This window comes from Mycobacterium heckeshornense, from assembly GCF_016592155.1.
Taxonomy (GTDB): Bacteria; Actinomycetota; Actinomycetes; order Mycobacteriales; family Mycobacteriaceae; genus Mycobacterium; species Mycobacterium heckeshornense.
Window position 1 is genome coordinate 2,930,991 of the sequence record NZ_AP024237.1, and the last position, 24,762, is coordinate 2,955,752.

Below are 24,762 nucleotides of genomic sequence, written 5' to 3' on the forward strand. Positions count from 1 at the left end.
TTCGACGCCGCCCGTGTGGCGATGCTCACCGCGTATGCCCGCCGCGGCAAGCCCACCGCGGGCAAGAACGTGGCCGCGGTTTTTCACCGCTTGCGGCTGACGCTCTTCCACGCCGGCCAGATTTCTACGCTGCGCCCACCGGCGGTGCAACACCAATCCTCGGACACCGGATGGGACACGGCGCCAATAAAGTTCGTCGAGACCGCGCAGCGATACCTCGCACAAGTCGCGCTGAGTCTGCGACCGAGCACCGTCCGACACATAGACCTGGACCTGCGCCGATTCGGAATCTGGCTGGCCGACACCCACCCCGACGTCACCGGCTGCGCTGATCTCCGGCGCGAACACATCGAGGCATTCAAGGCGTGGCTGTGCACGCACGCCAGGCCATCCACCGGCAAGCCGCTCAACCGGGTCAGCATCAAGAACACGCTGATCAACCTGCACTGCTTTCTCACCCGGATCGCCGAGTGGGGCTACCCGGACGCGCCGACCAGGGCACTGATGTTCCCCGGCGACCTGCCCATCATCGACAAGCCGCTGCCGCGGTTCCTCGACGACGCCGCAGCAGCCAAGTTGCTGCGCGCTACCCGCAGCGAGGCCGATCCGCTGTCTCGGCTGATCGTTGAATTGCTTGCCCGCACCGGGATACGCCGCAGCGAGCTGCTGGCCCTCACCGTCGACGCCGTCGTGCAGATCGGATCCGCCTACTGGCTGCGCATCCCGATCGGCAAGTTGCACAACGACCGCTACATCCCGCTGCACCCACAGCTCAAAGAACTCCTTGATGACTGGATCGCCAACCATAGACCCAATGGGTTGCGCACCAATCACCTTCTGATCGAACACAGACGGCCGATTAGCCATCACCGCGTCACTTCGGCGTTGCGCCGCGTCGCGGGCGCGGCCGGCATCGGCAACGCCACCGCGCATCAACTGCGACACACGCTAGCCACCCAGGCGGTGAATCGGGGCATGAGCCTGGATGCGATCGCAGCGCTGCTCGGACATTATGCGGGTGATCTTGTCAAGTGCGTCTTGTCAGGAGGCGGTTTGATCGAGTCGGGCGAGCAGTCCGTCGAACACTTTCTGGCGGCCGAGCTGTCCTTTCTCGGCAGCGTCGTCGCGTTGTGCCTGCAGAGTGGGCCGGAAGGCGATGGTGGTCTGAAAGAAGGTGCAGGATTCGCAGATGGATTCGAAGTGGCAGTCCAGGCCGACGGGTCGGGCGCAGTAGCCGTTACCGAGCATCCGACGGTGCATCTCGGCGCGGAGCTTTCGCATTTCGGCGCCTTCGGCGTCGGCGGGAAGTGCGCGCGGCTGATCGTAGAGGGCCTCGACCTTTTCGCTGACGGTGAAGTATTCGTCGGCGACGGTGCGATCGGCGATTCGAGCGTAAACGAGCGTCATCCGCATAGATCGGTGACCCAACAGCGCGGCCAGCGCTTCCAGCGACATACCGCGGTTGATCGCCTGGGTTGCCAAGGTATGTCTGAGACGATGGGGCGAAACACGGCCGATGCCAGCCACTTTCGCGGTTTCAGCGACGGCCCGATCGACGCGGCCCTCCCCGATGCGTTGGCCGTACTCAACGAACAGGTAGCAGCTGCGCAGGCTGACGGGTCGGGCGGCGAGCCATTCGTCGAGGAGATCCTTGAGTTGGGGATGCAACGGAATGTACCGGTCGTTGCGCAGTTTCCCGAGCGGCACGTGCAACCAGTACGCGGCCCCGATCTGCACCACGGAATCGACTGTGAGATCGAGGAATTCGCCCTTACGCAGGCCGGTGCGGGCCAGGAACTCCACGCACAGCCGGACAAACGGGTCGTCGGCGGCGCGCGCGGCCTGCAGCAGCTTGGTGAACGCGGCGTCGTCGAGGAAGCGGGGCAGCGGCTCGTCGCGGATCGGCAGGTCGCCGGCGAACACGAGCACGCGGGCGGGAATATCGTCGCCGTCCCATTCGGTGAGCCGGTCGAAGCAGGTGCGCAGGGTGCCGAGATGTTCGGCGAGACTGATCTTGGACAACCGGCCGCCGCGCGCCGAAGGACGGGTGGCCAGGTGCAGCTTGTAGGCCTCGATGTGTGCCCGACGCAGGTCAGCAACACAGACCACCTCGGGGGCGTTCGCGGCCAGCCAGCCGGCGAACTCCCGCAGCACGCCCTCGACACGCACCATCGTCGAGGCCCGCAGCGACAGCCGCGTCTGGGCGATGTAACCGGTCAGGGTGGCCGCCAGCCGCGGCGGAACCGCCGCCCACTGGGCGGCCCGCTCAGCCGAGCGGTTTGGGCTGGTCTTGCGGGGCGCGCTGTCGAGGACGCCGAGGTGGAACAGGGTGGTCTGCGCACCGAACAGCGCCGCGCTCAGTGCTTTGGCGCCGTGGCTGCCGGGTCGGTGACGAGTTATCGCGGCACTCAACGCTTTTCGCTGCTCATCGATCACCGGCTGGGTCAGCTGCTCGGGAGTCAGCCCGGCCAGCGCGGCCACCTTGGCCAGCGCCGACCACTGCAGGCGGGTCACGATGGGATCAAACCCGAGCTCGGTGGAGGTCGCGACGAACCGTTGGTGGAATCCGCGGTGATGATGGGCGGCGACTTCGCCGAGGTAGGGCCGGCACGCCACGAGATAGTCCGGGCTGGGCCGCAGCCGTCCCGTCACGATCAGCCAACCAACCACCCGTCGATCCTTCAGCGGCAAAGCGCACTGGGTTGCCAGCGGCAACGCAGACCAGCCCGCCACACCCACGCGGGTGAAGAACGTGCGGGCCACCGAGGTCACCGGATGTCCGGCGAACATCCCGGCCGCAACCAGGTCGGCCCGATACGCCTCGACGAGCTCTTCGATGTCGGGGCGATGTGCTGGTGAGCGGTTCATGCCTCGGCCGCCTCACCGGAGGCGACGACCTGCGCCTCGATCGCTTCGGCGGCCCGCAGGTACTCCCGTTCCAACCAGTCGTTGGCCAGGTGCAGGTAGATGCGGGTGGAGTCGATCGAGGCGTGGCCGGCCTGGGCTTGGATCGCCTCCAGTGCCATCCCCGCCTCCCGCAGCCGGGTGAAACAGGTGTGCCGCAGCTGATGGCACGTCGCCTGGGTCAGCCCGGCGCGAGCGCGCGCACCGTCGAGGATCTCGTCCAGACCGGCGGCCGACAACGGCTCGCCACGCCGGGGCCCCTTCAACACCACGAACACCCGATCGGTCGACGTCCGCGGCCGCTCCTGATCCAGATAGTCCCCCAGCGATGCGAAGAACCGCGCCGATACCGGCACCATCCGCTGCCGACCGCCCTTGCCTTCGGCCACGAACACCCGCCGCTCGCCGGCGTTGACGTCGTCGAGGCGCAGGCCCAGCACCTCGCAGCGTCGCAGTCCACCCAGCAGCATCGCCTCGACCATGGCCCGGTCGCGGTGGGTGCGCAGCGCCGCCCGCAGCGCGTCGACCTCGCTTGGCGCCAGCACCCGGGGCAGCGTGCGCGGGGTGCGGATCAACGCCATCCCGCCCTTCCCGCGCCGAGCACCGGGGCGGCGGGCGGCCAGGCTGGTCGGCACCGGGTTGCGGCTTACGCCGGTGTCACCGCGGGCCGCGAGGTAGGCATACAGGCCACGCACACTGGACAACCGGCGGGCGATCGTGCGCGCCGCCAGGCCCGGCTCGCCGTCCTCCAACCGCACCACCCGCTCACCCAAACGGGCAGTGCGTTGAAACGCCAAGAACGCGAACACATCTGCGGCGCTCACCTGGGTCGGTTCCTTGGCAACCACACCGAAGAAGATCTTCAAATCCGAGGCCACCGCCAGCCAAGTGTTCGTTCGGGCCCGTGCCGCAACGAAGGCCAGGTAGTCATCCAGCAGCGGATGCCCCAGGGTGATCGCGGCCAACTCCGCCCCACGATGGTGACGGACCAGGCACGGCATGAACACGGCAACCTCCTGCCGCCAGCATCCGCGCCCACCCCGCTGGATCACGGCAGACACGCCGAAGATCACCCGTATATCAAACACAAAACCTTAGCCATGACAATGGTTTACGCACGAATTGCTGATAAGACCGTCGCCGAGGAGTACTTCGCCGTCACCGAGAAAGTGGAACTACTCTACGGCCAACCCCATCAACTCGCCGGCGACGACGAAGGCCGCGAAATGCGCAAACTGCGTAACGAGATGCACCGCCGCATGCTGGGCAACGGCTACTGCGCACGACCGGTCGAGATGGACTGCCACTTCGAGTCCATCTGCGAATCCTGCAGCTTCTTCGTTACCACCCTCGAGTTCCGGCCCACGCTGCAACGCCAGCGCGACGATGCCGCCAACAAGGGCCAACTCGGCCGCCAGAAGATCTTCGACGGCATCCTCGACCGCCTCGATACCACCGCCTCGTGACCGCCCTACTTGACTCGATCACCCGCATAAGTACAACACCAGCCGGCTCATGCACCGACTCGGACTGAAACCACCCATCGAATACGAGGCCGACTACCATGCACACCACACCGGTCAGCCGACCGGCGCAAAGTAAACCGGTGTGCACAAAACCCAGGGCGATTCACGGTGCCGCGGGACCGCAACGGCTCTTTTGAGCCGGTGATCGTGCCCAAAAGGGCGCGCCGGCTGGGCAACAGCCGAAGCCGCCTGGCGTTGCAGGCGCACCCAACGCCCCAGCACTTGATCACCCACACCAATCTCGGCCGCCACGTGAGCCACCGGGCGGCCGGTCTCAATCACCAGGCGGGCAGCCTGCTCCCGAAACTCGGGGGTGTACTTGCGACGCTTGCCCGACATACGGACATCCTTCCCGCGGGACCAGCAGTCCCACCAGTCAGGTGTCCACCATCAGGGGTCAACCCCACTCTCGCTAAGATGTTGCAGCGATCACTTGAGCCTAAGCTGCGAAGGTGCCCAAGAACGCACAGGTGGAAGTGAAGGCCGACTACTGGGCGATCTTCGATGTGCCCGAGAACATCGAGCCTGGCCGCGACGCGGTCGCCTACGTGCACAACAAGATCGATGCGTTCGAAAAGCGTTGGCGGGATCCGTATCCGGCGGCGGTGTGGGCGGTGCTCGACCGCGCCTCGGCCGGCTGGCGCGGCTTCACCATGAGACACCCGCCGGGCTGCGGCTACTACAGGATCTGCGAAGGTCGCTGCATCACCAACCGGCCCAACTGCCGCAACGGAATTCGGGAATTCACACCGAAACTGGTGTGGCGCGAGCCGATTCCGCCGCCATCGCATAGAATCGTCACCGCCAGTGAGCGAAACACTATGTCCGAACTTTTTACACCGCTCCTGGAACGCCCCCCTGCGCGCAAGGCGGAGTTACGGTACCGCCTGGCGGGCGCCGGGGTCCAGCGGGTCGTATCACTGGGCAATGCATTCGGGCTCGCCAGCGTGGGCCAGGGACTCGCTCACTGGTGCACCATGCCTGTGTCGGTGATCGTGGATGGATTGCCGATGCACCCGAGGCGCCGCGAGGTTATCGCCCTGCTCGCTTGACAGCTGTGATGTCTATCATGAGTTCTGCGGAATCCGGCGGTTGCCCCGGACGCGCCGACCGTCGATCGGGCTGAGCGCCGATGAGCGCCGAACAGTGAGCGATGCGGCAGCCGCGTCTGGGCCTCGCACGAGGGTGCCTCCCCACTGAGTACAGCAGCGAGGAGGCTGTCATGAAGTGTACTGCCGAAACCACCCTGCCCGACGAGCCGCCGAACGCTGTCACGTGTGGAATTGATTGGGCACGAGACGATCACGCGGTATCGATCGTCGACGCGCGTGGGCGCGAGGTTCGCCGCGTCACCATCGAGCACAACGCCGCCGGACTGCGCGAGCTGCGCGAGCTGTTCGAGCTGCTGAGCCGGGCCGGTGCCTGCGAGGTCGCCATCGAACTCCCGAGCGGCCCGGTCGTGGACACCCTGCTGCAGGCCGGGATCACGATAGTCGTGATCAGCCCGAACCAGCTGAAGAATCTTCGCGGCCGTTACGGCTCGCCCGGCAACAAGGACGACCGCTTCGATGCGTTCGTGCTCGCCGACACGCTGCGCACCGACCGGTCCCGGCTGCGCCCACTGCTGCCCGACACCGCGGCCACGGCCACCCTGCGCCGCACCTGTCGCGCCCGCAAAGACCGCGTCGGACACCGGGTGGCGTTGGCCAATCAACTGCGCGCGCACCTGCGCGTCGTCTTTCCGGGCGTGGTCGGGCCGTTCGCCGACATCGACTCGCCGATCAGCCTGGCGTTTTTGACCCGCCTCGACTGCCAGAACCGCGCGAACTGGCTGTCGGTCACGCGGCTGGCCGCCTGGCTGGCCGGCGCCGGTTACTGCGGCCGCGTCGACCCGGCCGTGCTTTACGGTCGGCTCACCGGCGCCCCGCACGGCGCCACCGGTGACAACGGCGCCGCCAACGCACACCTCACCCGCGCCCTGGTCGCCGCGCTCACCAGCGTCGCGGCCCAGATCAAGGCGCTCGACGCGCAAATCGCCCAACAGCTCGCCCTGCACGCCGACGCGCACATCTTCACCTCCCTGCCCCGCTCCGGCACCGTCCGCGCCGCGTGGCTGCTCGCCGAGATCGGGGACTGCCGAGCCCGTTTCCCCACACCCGAATCGTTGGCCTGCTTGGCCGGAGTCGCACCCTGCACCCGCCAATCCGGAAAAGTCACCCACGTCGGATTCCGTTGGGCCGCAGACAAACAACTCCGCGACGCCGCCACCGACTTCGCCGGCGACAGCCGCCGAGCCAACCCCTGGGCCACCGACCTGTACAACCGCGCCATCCCCCGAGGACACGACCACCCCACGCCGTAGCCATCCTGGCCCGCGCCTGGCTCTACATCATCTGGCACTGCTGGCAAGACGGCGCCGCCTACGACCCCACCCAACACCGAGCCCTCCAGGCCCTCCTCAACCAAGACCAACAAACGGCGGCTTGACACAGGGCTACTCATGACGGCTTCTACCCGCTGCAGCGTCTGATGCGCTGGGTCAGCGATGAAGGCTCGGCATGAAATTTTCGGCACCTGGATCCGAAACGGAGCAGGGTCTGGGAGGCATTGGTGGGCGCCGGTTACCACCAGGAATTCGGTGACTGACTCGAGGAACCGTTGAACTTGAACTGAGCTGCTGAGTCAGACTGAGTATCCGCCGTCGACGCGCAGGGTCTGCCCAGTGACATAGGCTGACCGGGGCCCGGCCAAAAAGGCCACCACGTCGGCGAGTTCCTCGGGCGAGCCGAACCGCCGCATCGGAATCGCCCGCCGCGCCGCCTCTAGGGCCTCTTGGTGGTAGTCGCCGCTGTCGATCAGGTCCTCCAGCACCCCGGCCGCGATCACCCCCACGCCCACGCAGTTGGCGCGCACACCATTCTTGGCTTCCTCGGCAGCGATGGCCCGCACCAATTGTTCGACGGCGGCCTTGGGTGCCGTCGACAACAGATCCCGTGTGGCATAGCGCAGCAAGGCCGTCGTCACGAGGGCAACGATCGAACCCCGGCTAGCCCGCAGCCGCTCGATCGCAGGTTGCAGCAGGTTAAAGCACGCTGCGGCGTCTGCCCAGAGCTGATGTGCGAACTGCTGCGACGTGATCTGGGCGGTGTAACCCATCGGGATGGACGGTCCGGCGGCATAGATAACAGTGTCCAACTTCGGCACACCGCGAACCAATGCGGCCGCGGCGTCGGCGTCGGTGAGGTCGAGCTGATGCACCCACGCCTTGGCGCCGACATCGCGCACGGCCTCAGCTGCGCGTTCGGCGGCCTCGGCGTTGCGTCGGTAGGTCAGCGCGACATCGAATCCATCCCGGGCCAGCGCCCGGCAGATCGCCGAGCCGATACCACCGCTACCACCAGCGACCAGAGCCGATCGTTCATTCATGCGCCACACCCTCTCCCCGCAGCCGGGCGTAGCCGGTCATCACTGGCTCACCGTGCTGATTGACCGTCGACACCTCCAGTTCCACCATGCGGGATCCGTCTTGGTCCTCGATCGCGCTGACGGTGGCAGTCGCGGTCAGTGTGTCGCCGGGCCAGACCTGCCGCTTGAAGCGCACCCCGAACCTGCTGAGTTCCCCATCGTCGATCCATCCGGTGATGACCTTCGCCGTAAGCCCCATAGTGAGCTGTCCGTGGGCGATGACGCTGGGGTAGCCAGCCACCGTGGTGGCGTACACCTCGTCGGTGTGCAGCGGGTTGTAATCGCCCGAAGCGCCCGCATACATCACGATCTGGGTTCGGGACAGTTCCTCCACCACCGTTGCCTCGTGCCGGTCTCCGATCGTCAATTCGGTAAGCTTCACGGTGTCACCGCCCGCTCGGTGATCACCCGCACCCGCCGGGCCGTCACCGCGAGTTCCCCACGCTGGTTGACAAAGCGGGTGATCTCCTCCGAGAACTTCAGCGTGCCCCCGCGTGCACTGTTCTTCTCCCACGTCTTGCCGGGTTCCCGCGAGACAGTCAAGACGTCACCGGGACGCAGTGGGACATGGAACTCGTAGTGCTGCTCGGCATGCAAGCTGGTGCCGCTCCCCGACGAGGCCGGGGCGAAGCCGGGCCCGCGGCCCGAGCCGTTCCACGCAACGCCGGGCCTCGGCCGATAAGGCCACTCGGGGTCGAACTGCGCCGCGGCGGCCACAAATGTCGGCGGCGCAACAATCCCGCCACGTCGGCGGGTGCGTTCGTGGACCTCATCGAAATAGATCGGGTCGTCATCGCCCAGCGACCGCGCGAACATCAGGATGTGCCCGCGTTCCACAGGGAATCGGAAGGTGCCCGCATCTGGTTCTGGCACCGGCGCTTCGGCAACCATCAGCGCTGCCCTTCGGGCACTCGGGGCTCGCGGGGCAGCCCTAGCACATTCTCGCCTATGATGTTGCGCTGGACCTCACTAGTGCCGGCGTAAATCGTGCCGGAATGCGCGACCAAGAATGCGTCCTGCCAGGGTCCGAGACGGTAGTCGGCCCCGGGTGGACGCACCATCGCGGCTGGACCCGCGATCTGTAGGGCAAGCGCCCCCAGCCGCAAATGGTATTCGCTCCACGCCAGCTTCCACGTCGACATCTGCGGCCCGGGTAGCCCGCCAGCGGCGACCTCGGCCACAGTTCGCTCCCAGCTGCTGCGCATGATGGTGACCTGGGTCTTCGCCCAGACCAGCTCCCGACGCACAACAGGGTCGCGATGGCACCCTTGCTGTCGCGCGAAGGCGACCAGTTGTTCGAGTTCGCGCTCGCGGGCCTGCAGCACCATTGTGGTCGCGCGTCCGGCTCCACCGCGCTCGAATCCCAGTGTGGACTGCACGACCTGCCAGCCCTTGCCCAGTCCTCCGATCACCCCCGATAGTGGGGCCTTGGTGTTGTCGAAGAAGACCTCGGCGAATTCCTCGGCACCGGTGATCTGCCGGATCGGACGGACCTCGATGCCGTTATGTCCTGGCGTGAACTCGGTGATGACATAGGAGAGCCCGCGATGCTTAGCGGCGGTAGGGTCGGTGCGACACAACACGAAAATCATGTTTGCAGTGGCGAAACGAGACGTCCAGACCTTCTGCCCGGTGATCGACAGCTGGTCGCCCTCCACGATGCCGCGGGTCGTGACCGACGCGAGATCGGATCCGGAACCGGGCTCGGAGAAGCCTTGGCAGTAGCGGTGCTCACCGGAGATGATCCGCGGCAGGTAGTACGCCTTTTGCTCCTCGGTGCCGTGCAGGATGATCGACGGACCGACCATCGACTCGCCCTGCACGCGGTCGACGCGTGGCACACCGGCTCGGTAGAACTCCTCATCGAGGATAGTCATCTGCAGCGCATCCCAGCCGCGTCCGCCATATTCCTCCGGCCACGCCGGACAGATCAGCCGTGCCTCTGCGCAGCGTTGCTCCCACTCCCGGAACAGCGGATGGGCGTGCGCCCGGGCCAGGTCCGCTTCGCTCTGCAGGCTGCTGACCGAACCCGGCAGGTCTGCCCGCACGCGCCAGTCGATCAGCTCCGCCAGTCCCGTGGGAGCGTTTTCGGCGATCCAGGCCCGCAGTTCCACGCGCAGGTCCTCGACCGGGACGTCGAGGCTTCTCATCGCTGTGCCGTCGCCGGGTCGGCATCCGGATCGGCATGGTAGAGCGCCTCCGGCCCCGCCAGTGCCTGCAAGGTGCGTGAAACGCTCGTTCTGCCGAGCTGTCTGGCCATCCAGACGCTGGTCGACACCAGCTTCTCCAGGTTCACACCGGTCTCGATGCCCAGTCCCTCCAACATCCACACCAGATCCTCGGTGGCCAGGTTGCCCGCCGAACTTTCCGCGAACGGGCATCCGCCCAGACCCCCCGCCGAGCTGTCGATGGTGGCGACGCCCGACTGCAACGCCGCCAGCACATTAGCCAGCGCCTGTCCGTACGTATCGTGAAAATGCACGCCGATCGAGCCGACGTCGATTCCCGCCCCCGCTAGCGCCTCGATGAGCGCTTTAATGTGGCCGGGCGTGCCGACGCCGATCGTGTCGCCGAGCGCGAGCTGATCGCAGCCCAGATCCATCATCCGAGTCGCAACGTCGACGACCTTCGCAATGGGGGTTGTTCCCTCCCAGGGATCCCCGCAGCACATCGACACGTAGCCACGCACACGGGCTCCCGCCTCACGCGCCTGCTTCACCACCGGAGCGAACATCGCTAATGATTCGTCGATGCTTCGGCCGAGGTTGCGCTGCGAGAACGTCTCCGTGGCACTGCCGAACACCGCGATATCGCGAACGCCGCAACTGAACGCCCGGTCCAGCCCACTGAGTGTTGGAACCAGCACCGGATAGTGTCGGTCGGCGTCGAGGTTCAGGCCCTCGATGACGCTTTCGGCATCGGCGAGTTGGGGTACCCGGCCTGGATGCACGAAGCCGGCCGCCTCGATGGTCTGCAGCCCGGCGGCCCCAAGCCGCTCGATGAACTCGACCTTGATGTGCGTTGGGATCACACCTTTTTCGTTCTGCAGGCCATCTCGGGGGCCGACCTCATAAATCGTCACCCGCTCAGGCAGGCCGGCGACCGGCGCACAGCTCGGCATACGCATCACAGTGGCCACCTCACACCACCCCGCGAGAGTGTAAGTCTGCAACATCCTCAGTGCTGTAGCCGATCTCGGCGAGCACTTCCCGAGTGTGTTCCCCGAGCGCGGGCGCCGGGCGCCTGATATCGAAGGGTTGACCGCCGACCGGCGCCGGCCAGCCGGTGCTGGTATAGGGGCCGGCCACCGGATGTTCGGAATGGTGCACGATCTCGCGGGCCGCAAGATGCACGTCGGTCAGCGTGTCGCGCTTCGAGTTCGCCGGGCACAGCGGGATGTCGCACATTCGGGCGATATCCATCCATTCCGCTTCAGTGCGGGACCGGAAGATCGGGATGAGTTCATCGAGCAGGTCGGCTTTTCCGCCGTCGGCAAAATCCACCGCGAACGTCTTGTTCTGTGCGTCCAACAGATCTTGGCGGTCGACGGCCCGGCAGAAGTTGTCCCAGAACTTGTGCTCGATGGCCGCCAGTAGCACGATCTTGTCGTCCTTAGTCTGGTAGTAGGTGTACTTCGGACGTCGGCGCGGATCTAGTCCGACCGGCGGCGGGGGGTTGCGCCTGTCGGTGATGCGGTCGCTGTTCCACGCCAGCACGGCATCGAGGCCCTGGTTGGCGAGCACCGCGTCGGCGCCCGCCGCGTCGATGTAGCAGCCCTGCCCGGTCTGATCCCGGTACCGCAACGCCGCTGCGGCCGTCAGCGCGGCATAGAGCCCGGCCGACAGCGGCCCATCGACATAGCCGGGGAAGTACAGGCCCTCGGTATCAACGACCTCGGTTACGACACCGTCATTGGCGACCTGCAGCTGCGACTGACCGGCCAGGGCGCCCATCATGTAGCCATGCGCCGGGATCTGGCTGTAGCTCCCGCGCGTCCCGAAACCATTGGCCTGGCAGTAGATGATGTCCCGTTTGATCGCCCGCTGCGCGGTGTAGCCGATGCCGAGCTTGTCGCAAGCATCGCCGGCGAACCCGTCGACGAAGATGTCGGCGGTCTTGAGCAGCTCGAAGAAGATCCCGCGGCCCTCGTCGCTGCGCAGGTTCAACTCGACGCTGCGCTTGTTGCGATTGCAGAAAAGGTGAAAGACGCTGTTCTGGTCGGTGATCCGATCACCGAGTTCACGCAAGTAGTCACCGGTGCCCGGCCGTTCGATCTTGATGACGTCGGCGCCCAGGTCGCCGAGAAGTCTGCTCGTCTGGTCGCCGGTGGGCAACATCGCGCACTCGAGCACGCGGATGCCCTCCAACAGCTTGATCATGCGGCTTAACCACTCCCTTCGAAACCGGTTGTCGAGAATTCTAACCTAATTCAGGTTAGAGTGAAATGGTGTACGATGCCAGGCGGTCCTTCCTGGCAGGAGGTCGCCGGAGCTGGCGTCCGTTCGCTGCAGTGACTCTCACAATTTCGATACACAAGGTGTTGCCCAGAGCTCGCATAGAATTGGCAGCCATGCGAGAGACCTCGGCGGGGCGACCGAAGAGTGGGGTGCACTGATGGCTAACACACGCGGCAAGCCGGGCAAGAAGGGCGTGGCGACCCGAGCACGCATCCTGGACGCCGCCGCCCACACGCTCGCTGCCAAGGGGTATGCGGGAACGCGGCTATCTGACATTGCCGCCGCCGCCAACACGCAGGCCGGCAGCCTGTACTACTACTTTCCATCGCGAGAAGAACTTGTCGAAGAAGTGCTGCGCGTCGGTCAGGAGCGCACCAGCGGCTTCGTCAGGCGACGCGTCGCCGCCCTTCCCGACGATGCGTCTGACCTCGACCGGCTCCGCGAGGCCATCTCGGCCCATTTGGACTCGGTTCTACAGATTGGCGACTACACCGCGGCGACGATCAGAATCATCGGCCAAGTTCCCGAAGAGATCCGCAAGCGGCGGCTTCATGAACAGCGCGAATACGGCGACTTCTGGCGTTCGCTCGTCAATGACGCACATGCCTCCGGTGAACTCCGGACAGACATCAACAGTTCGGCGCTGCGGATGCTGCTGCTTGGCGCGATGAACTCGGTCCCGGACTGGTTTCACCCCCGCCATGGCGGACTGGCGCCCGCCGACCTCAAAGTCCAGTTCGGTGCGCTGTTCCTCGACGGCCTGGCGGTGCATCGGCAAGCGGCACGATCGATCGACAACAGCCTTAACGCCATCGCCGCCGCCGAGAAGAAAGAGGTCCTTCGCAGAAGCCGGGAGGACGCCACAAAGGCCGAGGGCGCCCAGCGGATCCTCGATGCCGCCGCCAAGGTCTTCCGGGAAATGGGCTACGCCGGCACCCGGCTGGCCGATGTGGCGGCGGCCTCTGGCATCCAGACCGGCAGCATGTATTACTACTTCAAGTCGCGCGATCACCTCGTGGTCGAAATGCTGCTTGACGCCTGGAAACGAACCGACGGTCTGGCACGCCTCAGCGTCGACGCCCTGCCCGCTGATGCCACAGCGCTCGACCGGTTCTCCACCGCGTTGACCGCTCACCTGCTTTCCGTGCTGCGAAACAGCATGTATACATCGGCGCTCGTGCGGATACTGGGCCAAATCCCGGACAGCGTACGCAACCAGACGGTCAACCACCAGCGGGCCTACCTCCAGTACTGGCGCAGCCTTATGGAAGACGCCATCGCCTCCGGCGAGATCAGAACGGACACCGACCCGCCGGTGACCACGATGTTGCTCACCGGCGCCCTCAACTGGGCCGTCGAGTGGTATCGACCTGATGGCATGTTAAGCCCGGAAGAATTGGCGACCCAGGTGGCCACGCTGGTATTCGACGGCGTTACCAAGGTCCGCGCCGACAACCGCAGCCTCCAGGGCTCAACGTCGAAATCCGTTTAATCTCACCGGTCCGGCGCCACAGCGTTAAAGACCTAGGTCGCGCCCGATGATGTCTTTCATGATCTCAGTGGTGCCGCCGAAGATGGTCTGAATTCGGGCGTCCACGTAGTCCTTGGCCACTTTGTATTCGTTGATGTACCCGTAGCCGCCGTGCAACTGCACGCATGCGTCGACGACCTTCTTGGCCAGCTCGGTGCACCACCACTTCGCCTTCGCGGCCTGGACTGCGGTGAGCTCCTTATCGACCACGGCCCGCAGGCACCGGTCGATGTACTGCTCAGCGATGTCGAGCTCGGTGTCGAGCTCGGCCAGCACGAACCTGTTGTGCTGGAAGCTGCCGATCGGCTGCCCGAACGCCTTCCGGTCCTTGGCATATTGCAATGTCTCACGCCAGGTTTCGCGGGCGCCGGCGACCGCGCCGATCGCGATGGACAGCCGCTCGAAGGGAAGGTTGTGCATTAGGTGGTAGAAGCCGCGGTTCTGTTCGCCCAGCAGGTTGTTACCGGGTATCCGCACGTTGTCGAAGTGCAGCTCGGCGGTGTCCTGGGCATGTTGGCCCATCTTGTCTAGCTTGCGCCCGCGGGTGAAGCCCTCCATGCCGCGCTCGACGACCAGCAACGAGAAGCCTTTGTGCCCGGCTTCGGGGTCGGTGCGGGCCACCACGATGATGATGTCGGAGTTAATACCTGCGGAGATGAACGTCTTGGCGCCGTTGAGGATCCAGTCGTCGCCATCGCGCACCGCCGAGGTGCGGATGCCGGCCAGGTCACTGCCGGCACTGGGTTCGCTCATCGCGATCGCGCCGATGATCTCGCCGGTGATGTAGCCGGGCAGCCAGCGCGCCTGCTGCTCCTCGGTGGCCAGCGATTTCAGGTAGGGGCCGACGATGTCGTTTTGCAAACTCAGTGCAGGTGTCACCGACCCGAACTTCGCCAGCTCTTCCACGATCACCGCGTTGAACCGGAAGTCGTCGGACCCGCCGCCTCCGTACTTCTCCGGCAGGTTGAACCCGATCAGCCCGTACTTGCCCGCCGCCAGGTACGCGGAGCGGTCCACGATTCGCTCGCGTTCCCACTTCCGCGCGTACGGCGCGACCTCCTGCTCGATGTACTGTCGGGTCGTTTCCCGCAGCTGCTCGTGTTCGGATTCGAAAACCAGTCGTTTCATCAGTGTTCCTTCCAAACGGGATGACGCTTTGCGTGGAAAGCCAGCGGTCCTTCCTAGGTGTTCTTCACGGGCAGGTTGTAAACGCGTAGGCGCTCGATTGGTGTCTTTCCGCCGATGCCGGTGTGGGGTCGGTGGTGATTGTAGTGATGCAGCCAGTTCTGGTAGGTACTGGCTCGGTCGGCCTCGGATAGATAGGTCTGGGCGTAGGCCCACTCGGTAGCCAGGGTGCGGTTGAACCGCTTGAACCGCCCCGGTTGTTGCGCGTCGCTGAAGATGACGATGAGGGCGTCATCGATGTTGACGACGATCCGATGATGAGAACGGCCCCGCTCGGTGTGGTGAGCGGGGCCGTGGTGGGCGTGGTGACGGAGTGCTGGTCGGGTTGATGCGGTGCTGGTCGTGTTGACGTGAATCAGGTTCAGTCCGCGGCGGTTTCGCTGATCGCGATGCGAGCGGCCTTTTCGTCGACGATGGCGTGATCGGCGGCGAACGCGGCGGTCAGCGCGTGCAGGGCCAGGTTGTTGACCGCGCGGGGGTGACCGCGGGAGGCGTTGTGGATCAGCCCGATGGCGTCCTCGGAGAAGAGGGTGTCGGAGCGTCCGGCGATTTTGCAGTGATGGCGGATGTAGTCGGCGGTGTCGGCGCCGTTCATCCCGGCGATGGTGTAGCGGACTGCGATGCGCTGATCTAACGCGGCGAGCACCCCGAGCCGGAGCCGGTGGCGCAGGCTGGGTTGGCCGATGAGCACGACGGCGAACGGGGATCCACTGTCCATCTCGTGGTTGGTCAAGAGCCGGATCGCTTCGAGCTGGTGGTTATCGAGTAGGTGGGCCTCATCGACGACCAGCACGGGATTGCGGCCCCGTTCGGCGTGTTCGGTGGCCAGCGCCTCGGCGGCTTGGGGGGCCAGGGCTGATTTGTGATAGGCGGGGGTGTGCCCGAGCGCGGCCACGATGTGGGTGAGCATGCCGCGCACCCCGATGGTGGGGTTGGCCAGGTAGATGAACACGTGCCGAGACGGATCCAGGTTGGCGGTGGCCGCCCGCACGGCCACGGTCTTGCCCGCGCCGACCTCGCCGGTGATCACTCCGATCGCACGCTGGTCCACACACCAGGTGATGCGGGCGACCGCCTCACCGTGGCCGCTATGGCGGTGCAGCATGGCTGGCGCCAGGTCACGTCCGAACGGCATCCGGGTGAATCCCCAATGTGATTGCAGCCGTTGGATACTCACGCCGACACCTCACCATCGTGATCGGCGTCGCCGCTGGGTGCAAGGTCGTCGAGGGATAGCTGGCCGGCAATCTCGCCGTCCTGGCCGTAGAGGGCGTGATAGCCGATGCGTTCGTCGCGGCGTAGCTGCTCGTGGTGAGCGGCGGCGGTCAGCGCCAAATAGTCGATCCCCGTCGCTGCCGGCGGCTCGAGCTCGGGTGTTTCCGGTTTGGCCTTGGGGTGGGTGTGGCGAGAGATGCTGTGCGGCAGGGCTTTGCCGAAACTCTTGTCGCGGTAGCGGACTTCGACGGTTTCCAGGTCGAATGGGGAGAACACCAGCTCCACCTTGCGCCCAACCAGGGCCGCGTCGACCTGGTAGGTGTTAGCGTGCAGCGACACGGTGGCGGTCTTGGTCACCACGCGGTATTCGGACCACAAAAACGCCTCGGTCAAATCATCGGCGGTCGGCATGGCCGGGGTCCGCCCGAGCCGGTCCCAGCCGGCCTCCCACCGATCCAGCGGGCTTTGCCCGGTCTCGGTATGGGTGCGGCGGTGATATTCGGTTTCCACCCAGGCGACGAACAGCCGGTTAAGCTCCAACAACGCGGTGGCGTGATCGACCCCGGCGGCAGCGAGGTCTTCGGTGCTGGTGTCAGTCACCTCCACCAGGAATTGTTCGCGTACGGTGCGAAAGAATCGTTCGATCTTGCCCCGACCTTGAGGTTATCCGGCCAATCCGGGTCGCTCGTGGTTTGTGGTCGCGGTGTGGTGGGCTATTTGGCTCGGTTGGAGCGGTGGAGTTTTCGGAGTTGCTCTTCGTGGCGGCGTGTCTTGGAAGCGACGGCTTCTAGGGCGAGGCGGAGCTGGTCGATTTGGACTTGTAGTCCTGTGAGAGTGAGTGCCTCGCGGCCGTGTTGGCGATGTTGTTCGACGATGGCGCGCAGTTCGGGTCGCCGGTAGAGGGTGGCGCGGCCGATGCCGGTGTGGGCGGCCACGGCGTCGAAGGTGATGGGCTCGCCGGTAGTCAGCAGTGCCTGACAGGCGCGTTCAACGCGAACGGCGGGTTCGTCGGTCACGGCGTGTCCGTTTGGTTCATGACCTGGTCGAGGCGTTCGACCAAACGGCGGTGGCGAGTGGCTTCGGCGCCCCAGCCGCGGGCGTCGGCGTCGGCGGCCAGTGCGGCGGCGTCGGCGCGTTGGGTGGCCAGGATCGATAGGAAGGTCGATTCGGTGCGGAAGTTCGGGCAGTGCTCGCAGATGTTGGCGTAGGCGCAGGCTCCTTGGGCGGGGGTGCGCAGGCAATATCCGCCGGCCAGTCGCGCCTTGATCGTGGGGGTGTCCTTCCAGTCATTGCTGCCGTTGCTGATGTCGGTGATGGGCAGCTGGGTGCGCTCGGGCAGCACGGGCCCGAGTTGGGCCTTGGCCTGGATGAGTGCGCGTTCGTAGTCAGCGCGGACGGTTTCGTCAAAGAGCCGCCCGTAGCGCAGGCTCATTTCTGCAGAAACGTGTTTGATATACGGGTGATCTTCGGCGTGTCTGCCGTGATCCAGCGGGGTGGGCGCGGATGCTGGCGGCAGGAGGTTGCCGTGTTCATGCCGTGCCTGGTCCGTCACCATCGTGGGGCGGAGTTGGCCGCGATCACCCTGGGGCATCCGCTGCTGGATGACTACCTGGCCTTCGTTGCGGCACGGGCCCGAACGAACACTTGGCTGGCGGTGGCCTCGGATTTGAAGATCTTCTTCGGTGTGGTTGCCAAGGAACCGACCCAGGTGAGCGCCGCAGATGTGTTCGCGTTCTTGGCGTTTCAACGCACTGCCCGTTTGGGTGAGCGGGTGGTGCGGTTGGAGGACGGCGAGCCGGGCCTGGCGGCGCGCACGATCGCCCGCCGGTTGTCCAGTGTGCGTGGCCTGTATGCCTACCTCGCGGCCCGCGGTGACACCGGCGTAAGCCGCAACCCGGTGCCGACCAGCCTGGCCGCCCGCCGCCCCGGTGCTCGGCGCGGGAAGGGCGGGATGGCGTTGATCCGCACCCCGCGCACGCTGCCCCGGGTGCTGGCGCCAAGCGAGGTCGACGCGCTGCGGGCGGCGCTGCGCACCCACCGCGACCGGGCCATGGTCGAGGCGATGCTGCTGGGTGGACTGCGACGCTGCGAGGTGCTGGGCCTGCGCCTCGACGACGTCAACGCCGGCGAGCGGCGGGTGTTCGTGGCCGAAGGCAAGGGCGGTCGGCAGCGGATGGTGCCGGTATCGGCGCGGTTCTTCGCATCGCTGGGGGACTATCTGGATCAGGAGCGGCCGCGGACGTCGACCGATCGGGTGTTCGTGGTGTTGAAGGGGCCCCGGCGTGGCGAGCCGTTGTCGGCCGCCGGTCTGGACGAGATCCTCGACGGTGCGCGCGCTCGCGCCGGGCTGACCCAGGCGACGTGCCATCAGCTGCGGCACACCTGTTTCACCCGGCTGCGGGAGGCGGGGATGGCACTGGAGGCGATCCAAGCCCAGGCCGGCCACGCCTCGATCGACTCCACCCGCATCTACCTGCACCTGGCCAACGACTGGTTGGAACGGGAGTACCTGCGGGCCGCCGAAGCGATCGAGGCGCAGGTCGTCGCGTCCGGTGAGGCGGCCGAGGCATGAACCGCTCACCAGCACATCGCCCCGACATCGAAGAGCTCGTCGAGGCGTATCGGGCCGACCTGGTTGCGGCCGGGATGTTCGCCGGACATCCGGTGACCTCGGTGGCCCGCGCGTTCTTCACCCGCGTGGGTGTGGCGGGCTGGTCTGCGTTGCCGCTGGCAACCCAGTGCGCTTTGCCGCTGAGGGATCGACGGGTGGTTGGTTGGCTGATCGTGACGGGACGGCTGCGGCCCAGCCCGGACTATCTCGTGGCGTGCCGGCCCTACCTCGGCGAAGTCGCCGCCCATCATCACCGCGGGTTCCACCAACGGTTCGTCGCGACCTCCACCGAGCTCGGGTTTGATCCCATCGTGACCCGCCTGCAGTGGTCGGCGCTGGCCAAGGTGGCCGCGCTGGCCGGGCTGACTCCCGAGCAGCTGACCCAGCCGGTGATCGATGAGCAGCGAAAAGCGTTGAGTGCCGCGATAACTCGTCACCGACCCGGCAGCCACGGCGCCAAAGCACTGAGCGCGGCGCTGTTCGGTGCGCAGACCACCCTGTTCCACCTCGGCGTCCTCGACAGCGCGCCCCGCAAGACCAGCCCAAACCGCTCGGCTGAGCGGGCCGCCCAGTGGGCGGCGGTTCCGCCGCGGCTGGCGGCCACCCTGACCGGTTACATCGCCCAGACGCGGCTGTCGCTGCGGGCCTCGACGATGGTGCGTGTCGAGGGCGTGCTGCGGGAGTTCGCCGGCTGGCTGGCCGCGAACGCCCCCGAGGTGGTCTGTGTTGCTGACCTGCGTCGGGCACACATCGAGGCCTACAAGCTGCACCTGGCCACCCGTCCTTCGGCGCGCGGCGGCCGGTTGTCCAAGATCAGTCTCGCCGAACATCTCGGCACCCTGCGCACCTGCTTCGACCGGCTCACCGAATGGGACGGCGACGATATTCCCGCCCGCGTGCTCGTGTTCGCCGGCGACCTGCCGATCCGCGACGAGCCGCTGCCCCGCTTCCTCGACGACGCCGCGTTCACCAAGCTGCTGCAGGCCGCGCGCGCCGCCGACGACCCGTTTGTCCGGCTGTGCGTGGAGTTCCTGGCCCGCACCGGCCTGCGTAAGGGCGAATTCCTCGATCTCACAGTCGATTCCGTGGTGCAGATCGGGGCCGCGTACTGGTTGCACGTGCCGCTCGGGAAACTGCGCAACGACCGGTACATTCCGTTGCATCCCCAACTCAAGGATCTCCTCGACGAATGGCTCGCCGCCCGACCCGTCAGCCTGCGCAGCCGCTACCTGTTCGTTGAGTACGGCCAACGCATCGGGGAGGGCCGCGTCGATCGGGCCGTCGCTGAAACCGCGAAAGTGGCTGGCATCGGCCGTGTTTCGCCCCATCGTCTCAGACATACCTTGGCAACCCAGGCGATCAACCGCGGTATGTCGCTGGAAGCGCTGGCCGCGCTGTTGGGTCACCGATCTATGCGGATGACGCTCGTTTACGCTCGAATCGCCGATCGCACCGTCGCCGACGAATACTTCACCGTCAGCGAAAAGGTCGAGGCCCTCTACGATCAGCCGCGCGCACTTCCCGCCGACGCCGAAGGCGCCGAAATGCGAAAGCTCCGCGCCGAGATGCACCGTCGGATGCTCGGTAACGGCTACTGCGCCCGACCCGTCGGCCTGGACTGCCACTTCGAATCCATCTGCGAATCCTGCACCTTCTTTCAGACCACCATCGCCTTCCGGCCCACTCTGCAGGCACAACGCGACGACGCTGCCGAAAAAGGACAGCTCGGCCGCCAGAAAGTGTTCGACGGACTGCTCGCCCGACTCGATCAAACCGCCTCCTGACAAGACGCACTTGACAAGATCACCCGCATAATGGCCGAGCAGCGCCATCAGCGCCTGCAGCGACACCCCGCAGTTGATCAGCGCGGTGGCGTAGGTGTGTCGAAGTTGGTGTGGTGTAACGGATTTCAATCCTGCTTCGGTGGCGGCGCGGGCAAGTTCGTTGCGCAGGACGTCCACCGATATGCGGCGCCCCTGATGAGTGAGCAGGAACTGGACCGGCTTGCCGGTGCGTGGGTGTGGCAGTGGCTTGCCGGGCGAGCGGTGCGCGACGATGCGGTCGACCAACTCGAGGGTCTCGTCGTCGATGGGCACCATCCGCTCGGTGTCGAGCTTGCCCAGCGGAACCTTCAACCAGGCCCCGGCGCCGGGAACCTCATGCACACAGTCCAGTTCCAAGTCGAGCAGTTCGCCGATGCGCATCCCGGTGGCGCGCAGCAGCAGTAGTGCGTCGGCGCGCAGCCGGTTCGGCGAGGCGTGCAGCGCCTGCGACAGCCGCCGATCGGCGTCCGGGGGCAGGTAGCGGGGCAGCGCCCTGGGCAGTCGGGGCACATCGCGGGCAAACACGAGCTTGCGGCCGGGCGCCTCGGCCCAGCCCCATTCGTTGATGTCGTCGATTAGCCGCCCGACGGTCAGCACCCGCGAGCGCCGTTCGGAGGCCGACAACACCGCGCCGGTGCGCGGGTTGGTCGCGGCGGCCACGGCGGCTAAGTAAGGCTCAATGTGACGTTGCCGATCGAGGTCGGCCAGGCTGATCAACGCTGGATCGTGGTCGGCGAGGAACTGGGCGAAATGGCCCAGGCGGCTAGCGATGCCCAACACGGTCGATCGGGTGCGAGTGCCCGAGGCGCATTCCAGGTAGGCGACCAGCGAATCAGCCAATCCGGTTGGAACACTGGCGAAGTGACGCCGCCACGGCCAACGCAGATGCGCGGTGTTTTTCGCAGTTGGGGTGACCTGCCCACCCAGGTGATACAGAACAGCGCGGGTGGCATACAACGCGGTCCGGTAGTGCTGGAGTGGCCGCTGATGTGCTTGTTCGCGGGCGGTGATCGCGGCGCTGAACTCGGCGATATCGGTATCGTCAAGCTCGGTAAGCGGGTGGCCGGTCTGGATCAGCATGCGCACCGCGACCTGGCTGGCCAGCCCCGCCGCTACCCGGGGTGTGTAGCCCAGTTCGGTTGCTGCGGAAAGGAATCGGGTCACATAACCAGCCAAGGGGCTTGTGTGTGCCTCCCGTAGGATGGCAGCCAGCTTACGTTCGAGCAGATAGTCGTAGCCCGGGCGCAGATATCCGGACAGCATCAGATAATTCAACAGCGGCCGAACCGTCCAACCGGCCGACAACCGCACCGACAGCGGCAGCTCGGCCCAGGCCTGTGGATCGGGCCAGCGGGTCAGAAACACGCGGGCCGTTGCCAGTAACGATCGATTCCCCGCACCACGGGCCGCCAACGCGGCCACATACCCCGACAGCAACTCCTCGCCGCGCGGCGCTGGCCGCCGCGCGGCAACAGCCCCCTCAGTGGGCGCGCTGGCGATCACGGGCGGCATCGTAGGCGGCACGCACATGCGTCGGGGACAGGTGAATGTAGGCGGCCGAGGAGTCGACGTGGTCGTGGCCCATCAGCGCCTGTAGTACCGATAGGTCAACTCCCGCCTCGGCCAGCGCGGTGCCAAACGAGTGCCGCAGCGCATGCGGATGCCCGGCAGGCACCCCGGCCTTCGCCCGGTGGTAGCGAAAGATCGTGCGCAATCCAGCCGGGGTCAGCGGCTCGCCCCGGTTGGGGCCCTTTGCGACCAGAAACAATGTGTCGCAATCTGATTCGGGCCGCTCGGCGAACAGGTAGGTCTGGATCAGCGCGGCCACGTCTGGATCCAACGGAACTCGGCGCTCCTTGTCGCCCTTGCCGATGACCCGTACCCAGCCGCCGATGTCGATATCGCGGACCCGAAGACCCAGCACCTCGGCCGAGCGCAACCCGCAGAACAGCATCAACCCCGCGATCGCGCGATCCCGGTCGGTGCGCAGGCTGCCCACCAGCGCCGTCGTCTCCTTGCGGTCCAGGCCGCGCGGCAACCGCCGAGGCTCCCGCACCCGTAACCGCGAGCGCTGCTTTGGCTTTCGCAGGTGAGCCAGCAGACCGCTAGCCTCCCCGGCTGCGCGGCGTGCCGGACCCCGCGCGGTACCGGGTTGTCCGCCGATCCATCCCGCATCTGCCGATAGGAATACAACCCCGAGATCGCGGCGAGCCGCCGGTTGATCGTCGTCGGCGCGTAGCCGACGTTGCGGCCATCGCGGATCGAGTACACGTTGCCGCCCGGCCGGACCGGCGGCAACGCCGACCGGCAGAACGCCAAGAACCGCAGCAACACCTCCGTGGTGACCTCGTTGACCCCAAGGCGCTCGGCGGCCAGCCACCGCGCGAACGCCAGCAGGTCGAACGCGTAGGCGCGCACCGTGCGCGGCGAGTAAGCGCGATCGGCCAGATAGCTCAGGTAGTCGTTGACCAGATCCATGCCAGCCGGCCCGCCCCGACCAGCGACCAGCGCCCCTGCCGCTCGACTGCACACAACGACTCGACCGTCTGCTCTGCTGCCATGGGACTCACATATGCCTAACGTCTCAACGCAAATCAAGCACCCCAGGAAAAACGGCGTGTCGTAGCCAACAACCAGTAACCATTAGCCGGTTAAGAGAGGCCGACCTGGTTGGGAATGAACAAGGCGCACCCCGAGTTTCGCACATGCCCGCAACAACCAGGCGTCACAAAACGCCGAGCCGTTATCGACATAGACCGAGCCAGGCACCCCGTGGGCAGCCAGTGCGGGGCGCAACGCTGCGGCCAAGCGCACGGTGTCTTCGGCGAAGCCAAACCGGTAGCCGGCCAACAACCGAGAGTGATCGTCGATGAAGGCGAAAAGGTAGGTCTTGCGGTCGCCAACCCGCGGGCCGTGCAGAGCATCGCCGCACCACAGCTCATTGGGGTCGGCGGCCTCGAACCGGCCGAACACCCCGGGTAGCTCGCCGGTGGCCGGGCCCATCAACTCCAGCCGGTGAAAATGGCGTAGCAAGGTGGACTCCGAGGGCGCCCACCCGGTCGCGGTGCGCAGGATCCGAGCCACCTGCGTGGCGGTGCGGGTCGGATTCTCCCGCTTGAGCGACGCGGCCAGCTCCAGCACCTGCGCGTCGGTACGCGCGGCCAGCCGGCGCGGCGCGGGCACCAGCGCCTCGAACCCGCCGGACCGGTAGCGGCGGATCCAACGGTCCAGCGTCTCCCGCGAGATCCGCACCTGATTGCCGAATGGGTCGCTATGGGTACCGGCGGCGATCTGGCGCACCAGCTTGCCGCGCTGCTTGGTCGATAACCCCGCATCTAGGGCCGGACAGATCAGCTGATAGCGGAACAACCCGATTGCTTGGGCTCGCTCGCGGCGCTTGTGCTCCTCCAACGACATCTTCTCGGTTTTCCTCTCCAATCGAAGGCCCTGCCCGAAACCGTTGCCGCGCAGGTGCCTTGGTGAGGATCACCGATCACGCCGCTTACGCGTCAGGGGCGATTCGTGTTGTGCAGCCTCAGCGCCGCGGTGGCGACCAGCGCGGTGCCAGCAGCCGACCACCACTGGCCGCGACCGCTACCCGATCTGGCGTCACCGCGCCCAGCAACCCACCCGCACCGAAGCGGAACCGGATCGCCACGGTCGCGGTCGCCACCGCGGCCAACGCATCCCGCCACGCACAACCCGTCCCATCCGGGATCACCACGTCCACCCCGGCGGCCACCGCGACACCGATAAACCACGACCGGATCACCTCCAGCCGCTGCGCCGCCCGGCGCAGCCAACCCCGCACCGTCGCCGCCGGCACCCCCACATCCGCGGCGATCCGGCGATGCCCCAACCCCTGAGCACGAGCTATCAACGCGGCCCAAATCCGTTCCGCTGCATACGCTCTACGCAACAACACAGTCACCGGCAACAACACGTGGGTCACCATGCACACTCGGCATCTCGCCCGCCGCGGCCGCACCACATCATGGACCATCCCGGGTTTCGTGCACACCTTCTTTTGAGGGAAGGATGGCAC

Annotated in this window: 20 protein-coding genes and 9 pseudogenes; 8 read left to right on the forward strand and 21 right to left on the reverse strand. The window is 66.2% G+C overall.

Annotation, left to right across the window (positions count from 1 at the left end):
- Positions 1 to 504: 504 nt before the first annotated feature.
- Positions 505 to 954 (forward strand): annotated as a pseudogene (locus MHEC_RS24360) (tyrosine-type recombinase/integrase); the annotation flags it as partial.
- An 87-nt stretch (positions 955 to 1,041) separates the two neighbouring features.
- On the opposite strand, the gene MHEC_RS13950 reads toward MHEC_RS24360, so the two are convergent.
- Positions 1,042 to 2,868 (reverse strand): tyrosine-type recombinase/integrase, encoded by a 1,827-nt coding sequence (locus MHEC_RS13950; protein WP_201399466.1) that lies wholly within the window; start codon positions 2,866 to 2,868, stop codon positions 1,042 to 1,044.
- A complete protein-coding gene (locus MHEC_RS13955; protein ID WP_048893843.1) occupies positions 2,865 to 3,905 on the reverse strand; it encodes a tyrosine-type recombinase/integrase in 1,041 nt (346 codons plus the stop codon). The genes MHEC_RS13950 and MHEC_RS13955 overlap by 4 nt, the downstream gene beginning before the upstream one ends.
- Positions 3,906 to 4,004: 99 nt before the next feature.
- Between MHEC_RS13955 and MHEC_RS13960 the strand changes: the two genes are divergently transcribed.
- A complete protein-coding gene (locus MHEC_RS13960) occupies positions 4,005 to 4,370 on the forward strand; it encodes a hypothetical protein (RefSeq protein ID WP_236591476.1) in 366 nt (121 codons plus the stop codon).
- Between the two features lie 279 nt (positions 4,371 to 4,649).
- Here the strand turns inward: MHEC_RS13960 and MHEC_RS25215 are convergent.
- Positions 4,650 to 4,769 (reverse strand): annotated as a pseudogene (locus MHEC_RS25215) (transposase); the annotation flags it as partial.
- A gap of 107 nt (positions 4,770 to 4,876) precedes the next feature.
- On the opposite strand from MHEC_RS25215, the pseudogene MHEC_RS25220 reads away from it, so the two are divergent.
- A pseudogene (locus MHEC_RS25220) lies at positions 4,877 to 5,223 on the forward strand (hypothetical protein); the annotation flags it as partial.
- A 171-nt stretch (positions 5,224 to 5,394) separates the two neighbouring features.
- Here the strand turns inward: MHEC_RS25220 and MHEC_RS13975 are convergent.
- Positions 5,395 to 5,574: pseudogene (locus MHEC_RS13975) on the reverse strand (hypothetical protein); the annotation flags it as partial.
- A 78-nt stretch (positions 5,575 to 5,652) separates the two neighbouring features.
- Here MHEC_RS13975 and MHEC_RS13980 point away from each other — a divergent pair.
- A pseudogene (locus tag MHEC_RS13980) lies at positions 5,653 to 6,917 on the forward strand (IS110 family RNA-guided transposase).
- 195 nt (positions 6,918 to 7,112) lie between these two features.
- Here MHEC_RS13980 and MHEC_RS13985 read toward each other — a convergent pair.
- Genes MHEC_RS13985 through MHEC_RS14010 form a run of 6 tightly spaced genes read right to left on the reverse strand, consistent with a single transcriptional unit; the run spans position 7,113 to position 12,274 of the window.
- The gene (locus tag MHEC_RS13985) at positions 7,113 to 7,856 is read right to left on the reverse strand and encodes an SDR family NAD(P)-dependent oxidoreductase (RefSeq protein WP_048893653.1); all 744 of its coding nucleotides are present in this window, start codon (positions 7,854 to 7,856) and stop codon (positions 7,113 to 7,115) included.
- Positions 7,849 to 8,277, reverse strand: a complete 429-nt coding sequence (locus MHEC_RS13990) for a MaoC/PaaZ C-terminal domain-containing protein (protein WP_048893649.1) — start codon at positions 8,275 to 8,277, stop codon at positions 7,849 to 7,851. Before MHEC_RS13990 ends, MHEC_RS13985 begins: the two co-directional genes overlap by 8 nt.
- Entirely contained in the window at positions 8,274 to 8,786 is a 513-nt protein-coding gene (locus tag MHEC_RS13995) for an FAS1-like dehydratase domain-containing protein (protein ID WP_048893648.1), read from the reverse strand. Before MHEC_RS13995 ends, MHEC_RS13990 begins: the two co-directional genes overlap by 4 nt.
- A complete protein-coding gene (locus MHEC_RS14000) occupies positions 8,786 to 10,045 on the reverse strand; it encodes an acyl-CoA dehydrogenase family protein (protein WP_048893647.1) in 1,260 nt (419 codons plus the stop codon). Before MHEC_RS14000 ends, MHEC_RS13995 begins: the two co-directional genes overlap by 1 nt.
- Positions 10,042 to 11,022 (reverse strand): hydroxymethylglutaryl-CoA lyase, encoded by a 981-nt coding sequence (locus tag MHEC_RS14005; protein WP_048893652.1) that lies wholly within the window; start codon positions 11,020 to 11,022, stop codon positions 10,042 to 10,044. The genes MHEC_RS14000 and MHEC_RS14005 overlap by 4 nt, the downstream gene beginning before the upstream one ends.
- A gap of 13 nt (positions 11,023 to 11,035) precedes the next feature.
- Entirely contained in the window at positions 11,036 to 12,274 is a 1,239-nt protein-coding gene (locus MHEC_RS14010; protein ID WP_082170028.1) for a CaiB/BaiF CoA transferase family protein, read from the reverse strand.
- Positions 12,275 to 12,509: 235 nt separating this feature from the next.
- On the opposite strand from MHEC_RS14010, the gene MHEC_RS14015 reads away from it, so the two are divergent.
- Positions 12,510 to 13,844, forward strand: coding sequence for a TetR family transcriptional regulator (locus MHEC_RS14015; RefSeq protein WP_048893646.1), 1,335 nt, complete (start codon positions 12,510 to 12,512; stop codon positions 13,842 to 13,844).
- A 24-nt stretch (positions 13,845 to 13,868) separates the two neighbouring features.
- Here the strand turns inward: MHEC_RS14015 and MHEC_RS14020 are convergent, their stop codons facing one another.
- The 6 genes and pseudogenes from MHEC_RS14020 to MHEC_RS14045 form a co-directional block, all read right to left on the reverse strand.
- Positions 13,869 to 15,011: an acyl-CoA dehydrogenase family protein gene (locus MHEC_RS14020; protein WP_048893645.1), complete on the reverse strand. Its 1,143-nt coding sequence runs from the start codon at positions 15,009 to 15,011 to the stop codon at positions 13,869 to 13,871.
- 53 nt (positions 15,012 to 15,064) lie between these two features.
- A pseudogene (locus tag MHEC_RS14025) lies at positions 15,065 to 15,271 on the reverse strand (integrase core domain-containing protein); the annotation flags it as partial.
- A gap of 158 nt (positions 15,272 to 15,429) precedes the next feature.
- On the reverse strand, positions 15,430 to 16,203 hold the full coding sequence (locus MHEC_RS14030; protein WP_235434982.1) for an ExeA family protein: 774 nt from the start codon (positions 16,201 to 16,203) through the stop codon (positions 15,430 to 15,432).
- Between the two features lie 38 nt (positions 16,204 to 16,241).
- Positions 16,242 to 16,946 (reverse strand): annotated as a pseudogene (locus MHEC_RS14035) (Mu transposase C-terminal domain-containing protein); the annotation flags it as partial.
- A 50-nt stretch (positions 16,947 to 16,996) separates the two neighbouring features.
- On the reverse strand, positions 16,997 to 17,299 hold the full coding sequence (locus MHEC_RS14040) for a DUF6262 family protein (RefSeq protein WP_201399582.1): 303 nt from the start codon (positions 17,297 to 17,299) through the stop codon (positions 16,997 to 16,999).
- On the reverse strand, positions 17,296 to 17,715 hold the full coding sequence (locus MHEC_RS14045; RefSeq protein ID WP_200902221.1) for a hypothetical protein: 420 nt from the start codon (positions 17,713 to 17,715) through the stop codon (positions 17,296 to 17,298). Before MHEC_RS14045 ends, MHEC_RS14040 begins: the two co-directional genes overlap by 4 nt.
- 99 nt (positions 17,716 to 17,814) lie before the next feature.
- Between MHEC_RS14045 and MHEC_RS14050 the strand changes: the two genes are divergently transcribed.
- Both MHEC_RS14050 and MHEC_RS14055 read left to right on the forward strand, forming a co-directional pair.
- Positions 17,815 to 18,855: a tyrosine-type recombinase/integrase gene (locus MHEC_RS14050; RefSeq protein ID WP_048893843.1), complete on the forward strand. Its 1,041-nt coding sequence runs from the start codon at positions 17,815 to 17,817 to the stop codon at positions 18,853 to 18,855.
- Complete coding sequence (locus MHEC_RS14055; protein WP_201399521.1) at positions 18,852 to 20,678, forward strand: tyrosine-type recombinase/integrase; 1,827 nt, start codon at positions 18,852 to 18,854, stop codon at positions 20,676 to 20,678. The genes MHEC_RS14050 and MHEC_RS14055 overlap by 4 nt, the downstream gene beginning before the upstream one ends.
- An 87-nt stretch (positions 20,679 to 20,765) precedes the next feature.
- On the opposite strand, the pseudogene MHEC_RS25065 reads toward MHEC_RS14055, so the two are convergent.
- A pseudogene (locus MHEC_RS25065) lies at positions 20,766 to 21,314 on the reverse strand (tyrosine-type recombinase/integrase); the annotation flags it as partial.
- Positions 21,315 to 21,398: 84 nt separating this feature from the next.
- Here MHEC_RS25065 and MHEC_RS24390 point away from each other — a divergent pair.
- Positions 21,399 to 21,917 carry a hypothetical protein gene (locus MHEC_RS24390; protein WP_071700545.1) on the forward strand — a complete coding sequence of 173 codons (519 nt, stop codon included), beginning with the start codon at positions 21,399 to 21,401 and terminating at the stop codon, positions 21,915 to 21,917.
- Between the two features lie 280 nt (positions 21,918 to 22,197).
- Here the strand turns inward: MHEC_RS24390 and MHEC_RS24395 are convergent, their stop codons facing one another.
- From MHEC_RS24395 to MHEC_RS14075, 4 genes and pseudogenes are all read right to left on the reverse strand, one after another.
- The gene (locus MHEC_RS24395) at positions 22,198 to 22,716 is read right to left on the reverse strand and encodes a tyrosine-type recombinase/integrase (protein WP_236591488.1); all 519 of its coding nucleotides are present in this window, start codon (positions 22,714 to 22,716) and stop codon (positions 22,198 to 22,200) included.
- Positions 22,671 to 23,195 carry a site-specific integrase gene (locus tag MHEC_RS24400; protein WP_236591489.1) on the reverse strand — a complete coding sequence of 175 codons (525 nt, stop codon included), beginning with the start codon at positions 23,193 to 23,195 and terminating at the stop codon, positions 22,671 to 22,673. The genes MHEC_RS24395 and MHEC_RS24400 overlap by 46 nt, the downstream gene beginning before the upstream one ends.
- 180 nt (positions 23,196 to 23,375) lie before the next feature.
- A pseudogene (locus MHEC_RS14070) lies at positions 23,376 to 24,134 on the reverse strand (DDE-type integrase/transposase/recombinase); the annotation flags it as partial.
- A 118-nt stretch (positions 24,135 to 24,252) separates the two neighbouring features.
- Positions 24,253 to 24,672 carry a sigma-70 family RNA polymerase sigma factor gene (locus MHEC_RS14075; RefSeq protein ID WP_330849073.1) on the reverse strand — a complete coding sequence of 140 codons (420 nt, stop codon included), beginning with the start codon at positions 24,670 to 24,672 and terminating at the stop codon, positions 24,253 to 24,255.
- Positions 24,673 to 24,762: the final 90 nt, after the last annotated feature.

Coding starts and splice junctions, on each gene's coding strand:
- MHEC_RS13960 (WP_236591476.1), top strand. CDS start 4,005: ATGACAATGGTTTACGCACGAATTGCTGATAAGACCGTCGCCGAGGAG.
- MHEC_RS13985 (WP_048893653.1), bottom strand. CDS start 7,856: ATGAATGAACGATCGGCTCTGGTCGCTGGTGGTAGCGGTGGTATCGGC.
- MHEC_RS24400 (WP_236591489.1), bottom strand. CDS start 23,195: ATGGATCTGGTCAACGACTACCTGAGCTATCTGGCCGATCGCGCTTAC.
- MHEC_RS13955 (WP_048893843.1), bottom strand. CDS start 3,905: ATGCCGTGCCTGGTCCGTCACCATCGTGGGGCGGAGTTGGCCGCGATC.
- MHEC_RS14045 (WP_200902221.1), bottom strand. CDS start 17,715: ATGAGCCTGCGCTACGGGCGGCTCTTTGACGAAACCGTCCGCGCTGAC.
- MHEC_RS14015 (WP_048893646.1), top strand. CDS start 12,510: ATGGCTAACACACGCGGCAAGCCGGGCAAGAAGGGCGTGGCGACCCGA.
- MHEC_RS14005 (WP_048893652.1), bottom strand. CDS start 11,022: ATGCGTATGCCGAGCTGTGCGCCGGTCGCCGGCCTGCCTGAGCGGGTG.
- MHEC_RS14020 (WP_048893645.1), bottom strand. CDS start 15,011: ATGAAACGACTGGTTTTCGAATCCGAACACGAGCAGCTGCGGGAAACG.
- MHEC_RS14055 (WP_201399521.1), top strand. CDS start 18,852: ATGAACCGCTCACCAGCACATCGCCCCGACATCGAAGAGCTCGTCGAG.
- MHEC_RS14010 (WP_082170028.1), bottom strand. CDS start 12,274: ATGATCAAGCTGTTGGAGGGCATCCGCGTGCTCGAGTGCGCGATGTTG.
- MHEC_RS14030 (WP_235434982.1), bottom strand. CDS start 16,203: ATGCCGTTCGGACGTGACCTGGCGCCAGCCATGCTGCACCGCCATAGC.
- MHEC_RS14075 (WP_330849073.1), bottom strand. CDS start 24,672: ATGGTGACCCACGTGTTGTTGCCGGTGACTGTGTTGTTGCGTAGAGCG.
- MHEC_RS14000 (WP_048893647.1), bottom strand. CDS start 10,045: ATGAGAAGCCTCGACGTCCCGGTCGAGGACCTGCGCGTGGAACTGCGG.
- MHEC_RS14050 (WP_048893843.1), top strand. CDS start 17,815: ATGCCGTGCCTGGTCCGTCACCATCGTGGGGCGGAGTTGGCCGCGATC.
- MHEC_RS13950 (WP_201399466.1), bottom strand. CDS start 2,868: ATGAACCGCTCACCAGCACATCGCCCCGACATCGAAGAGCTCGTCGAG.
- MHEC_RS13995 (WP_048893648.1), bottom strand. CDS start 8,786: ATGGTTGCCGAAGCGCCGGTGCCAGAACCAGATGCGGGCACCTTCCGA.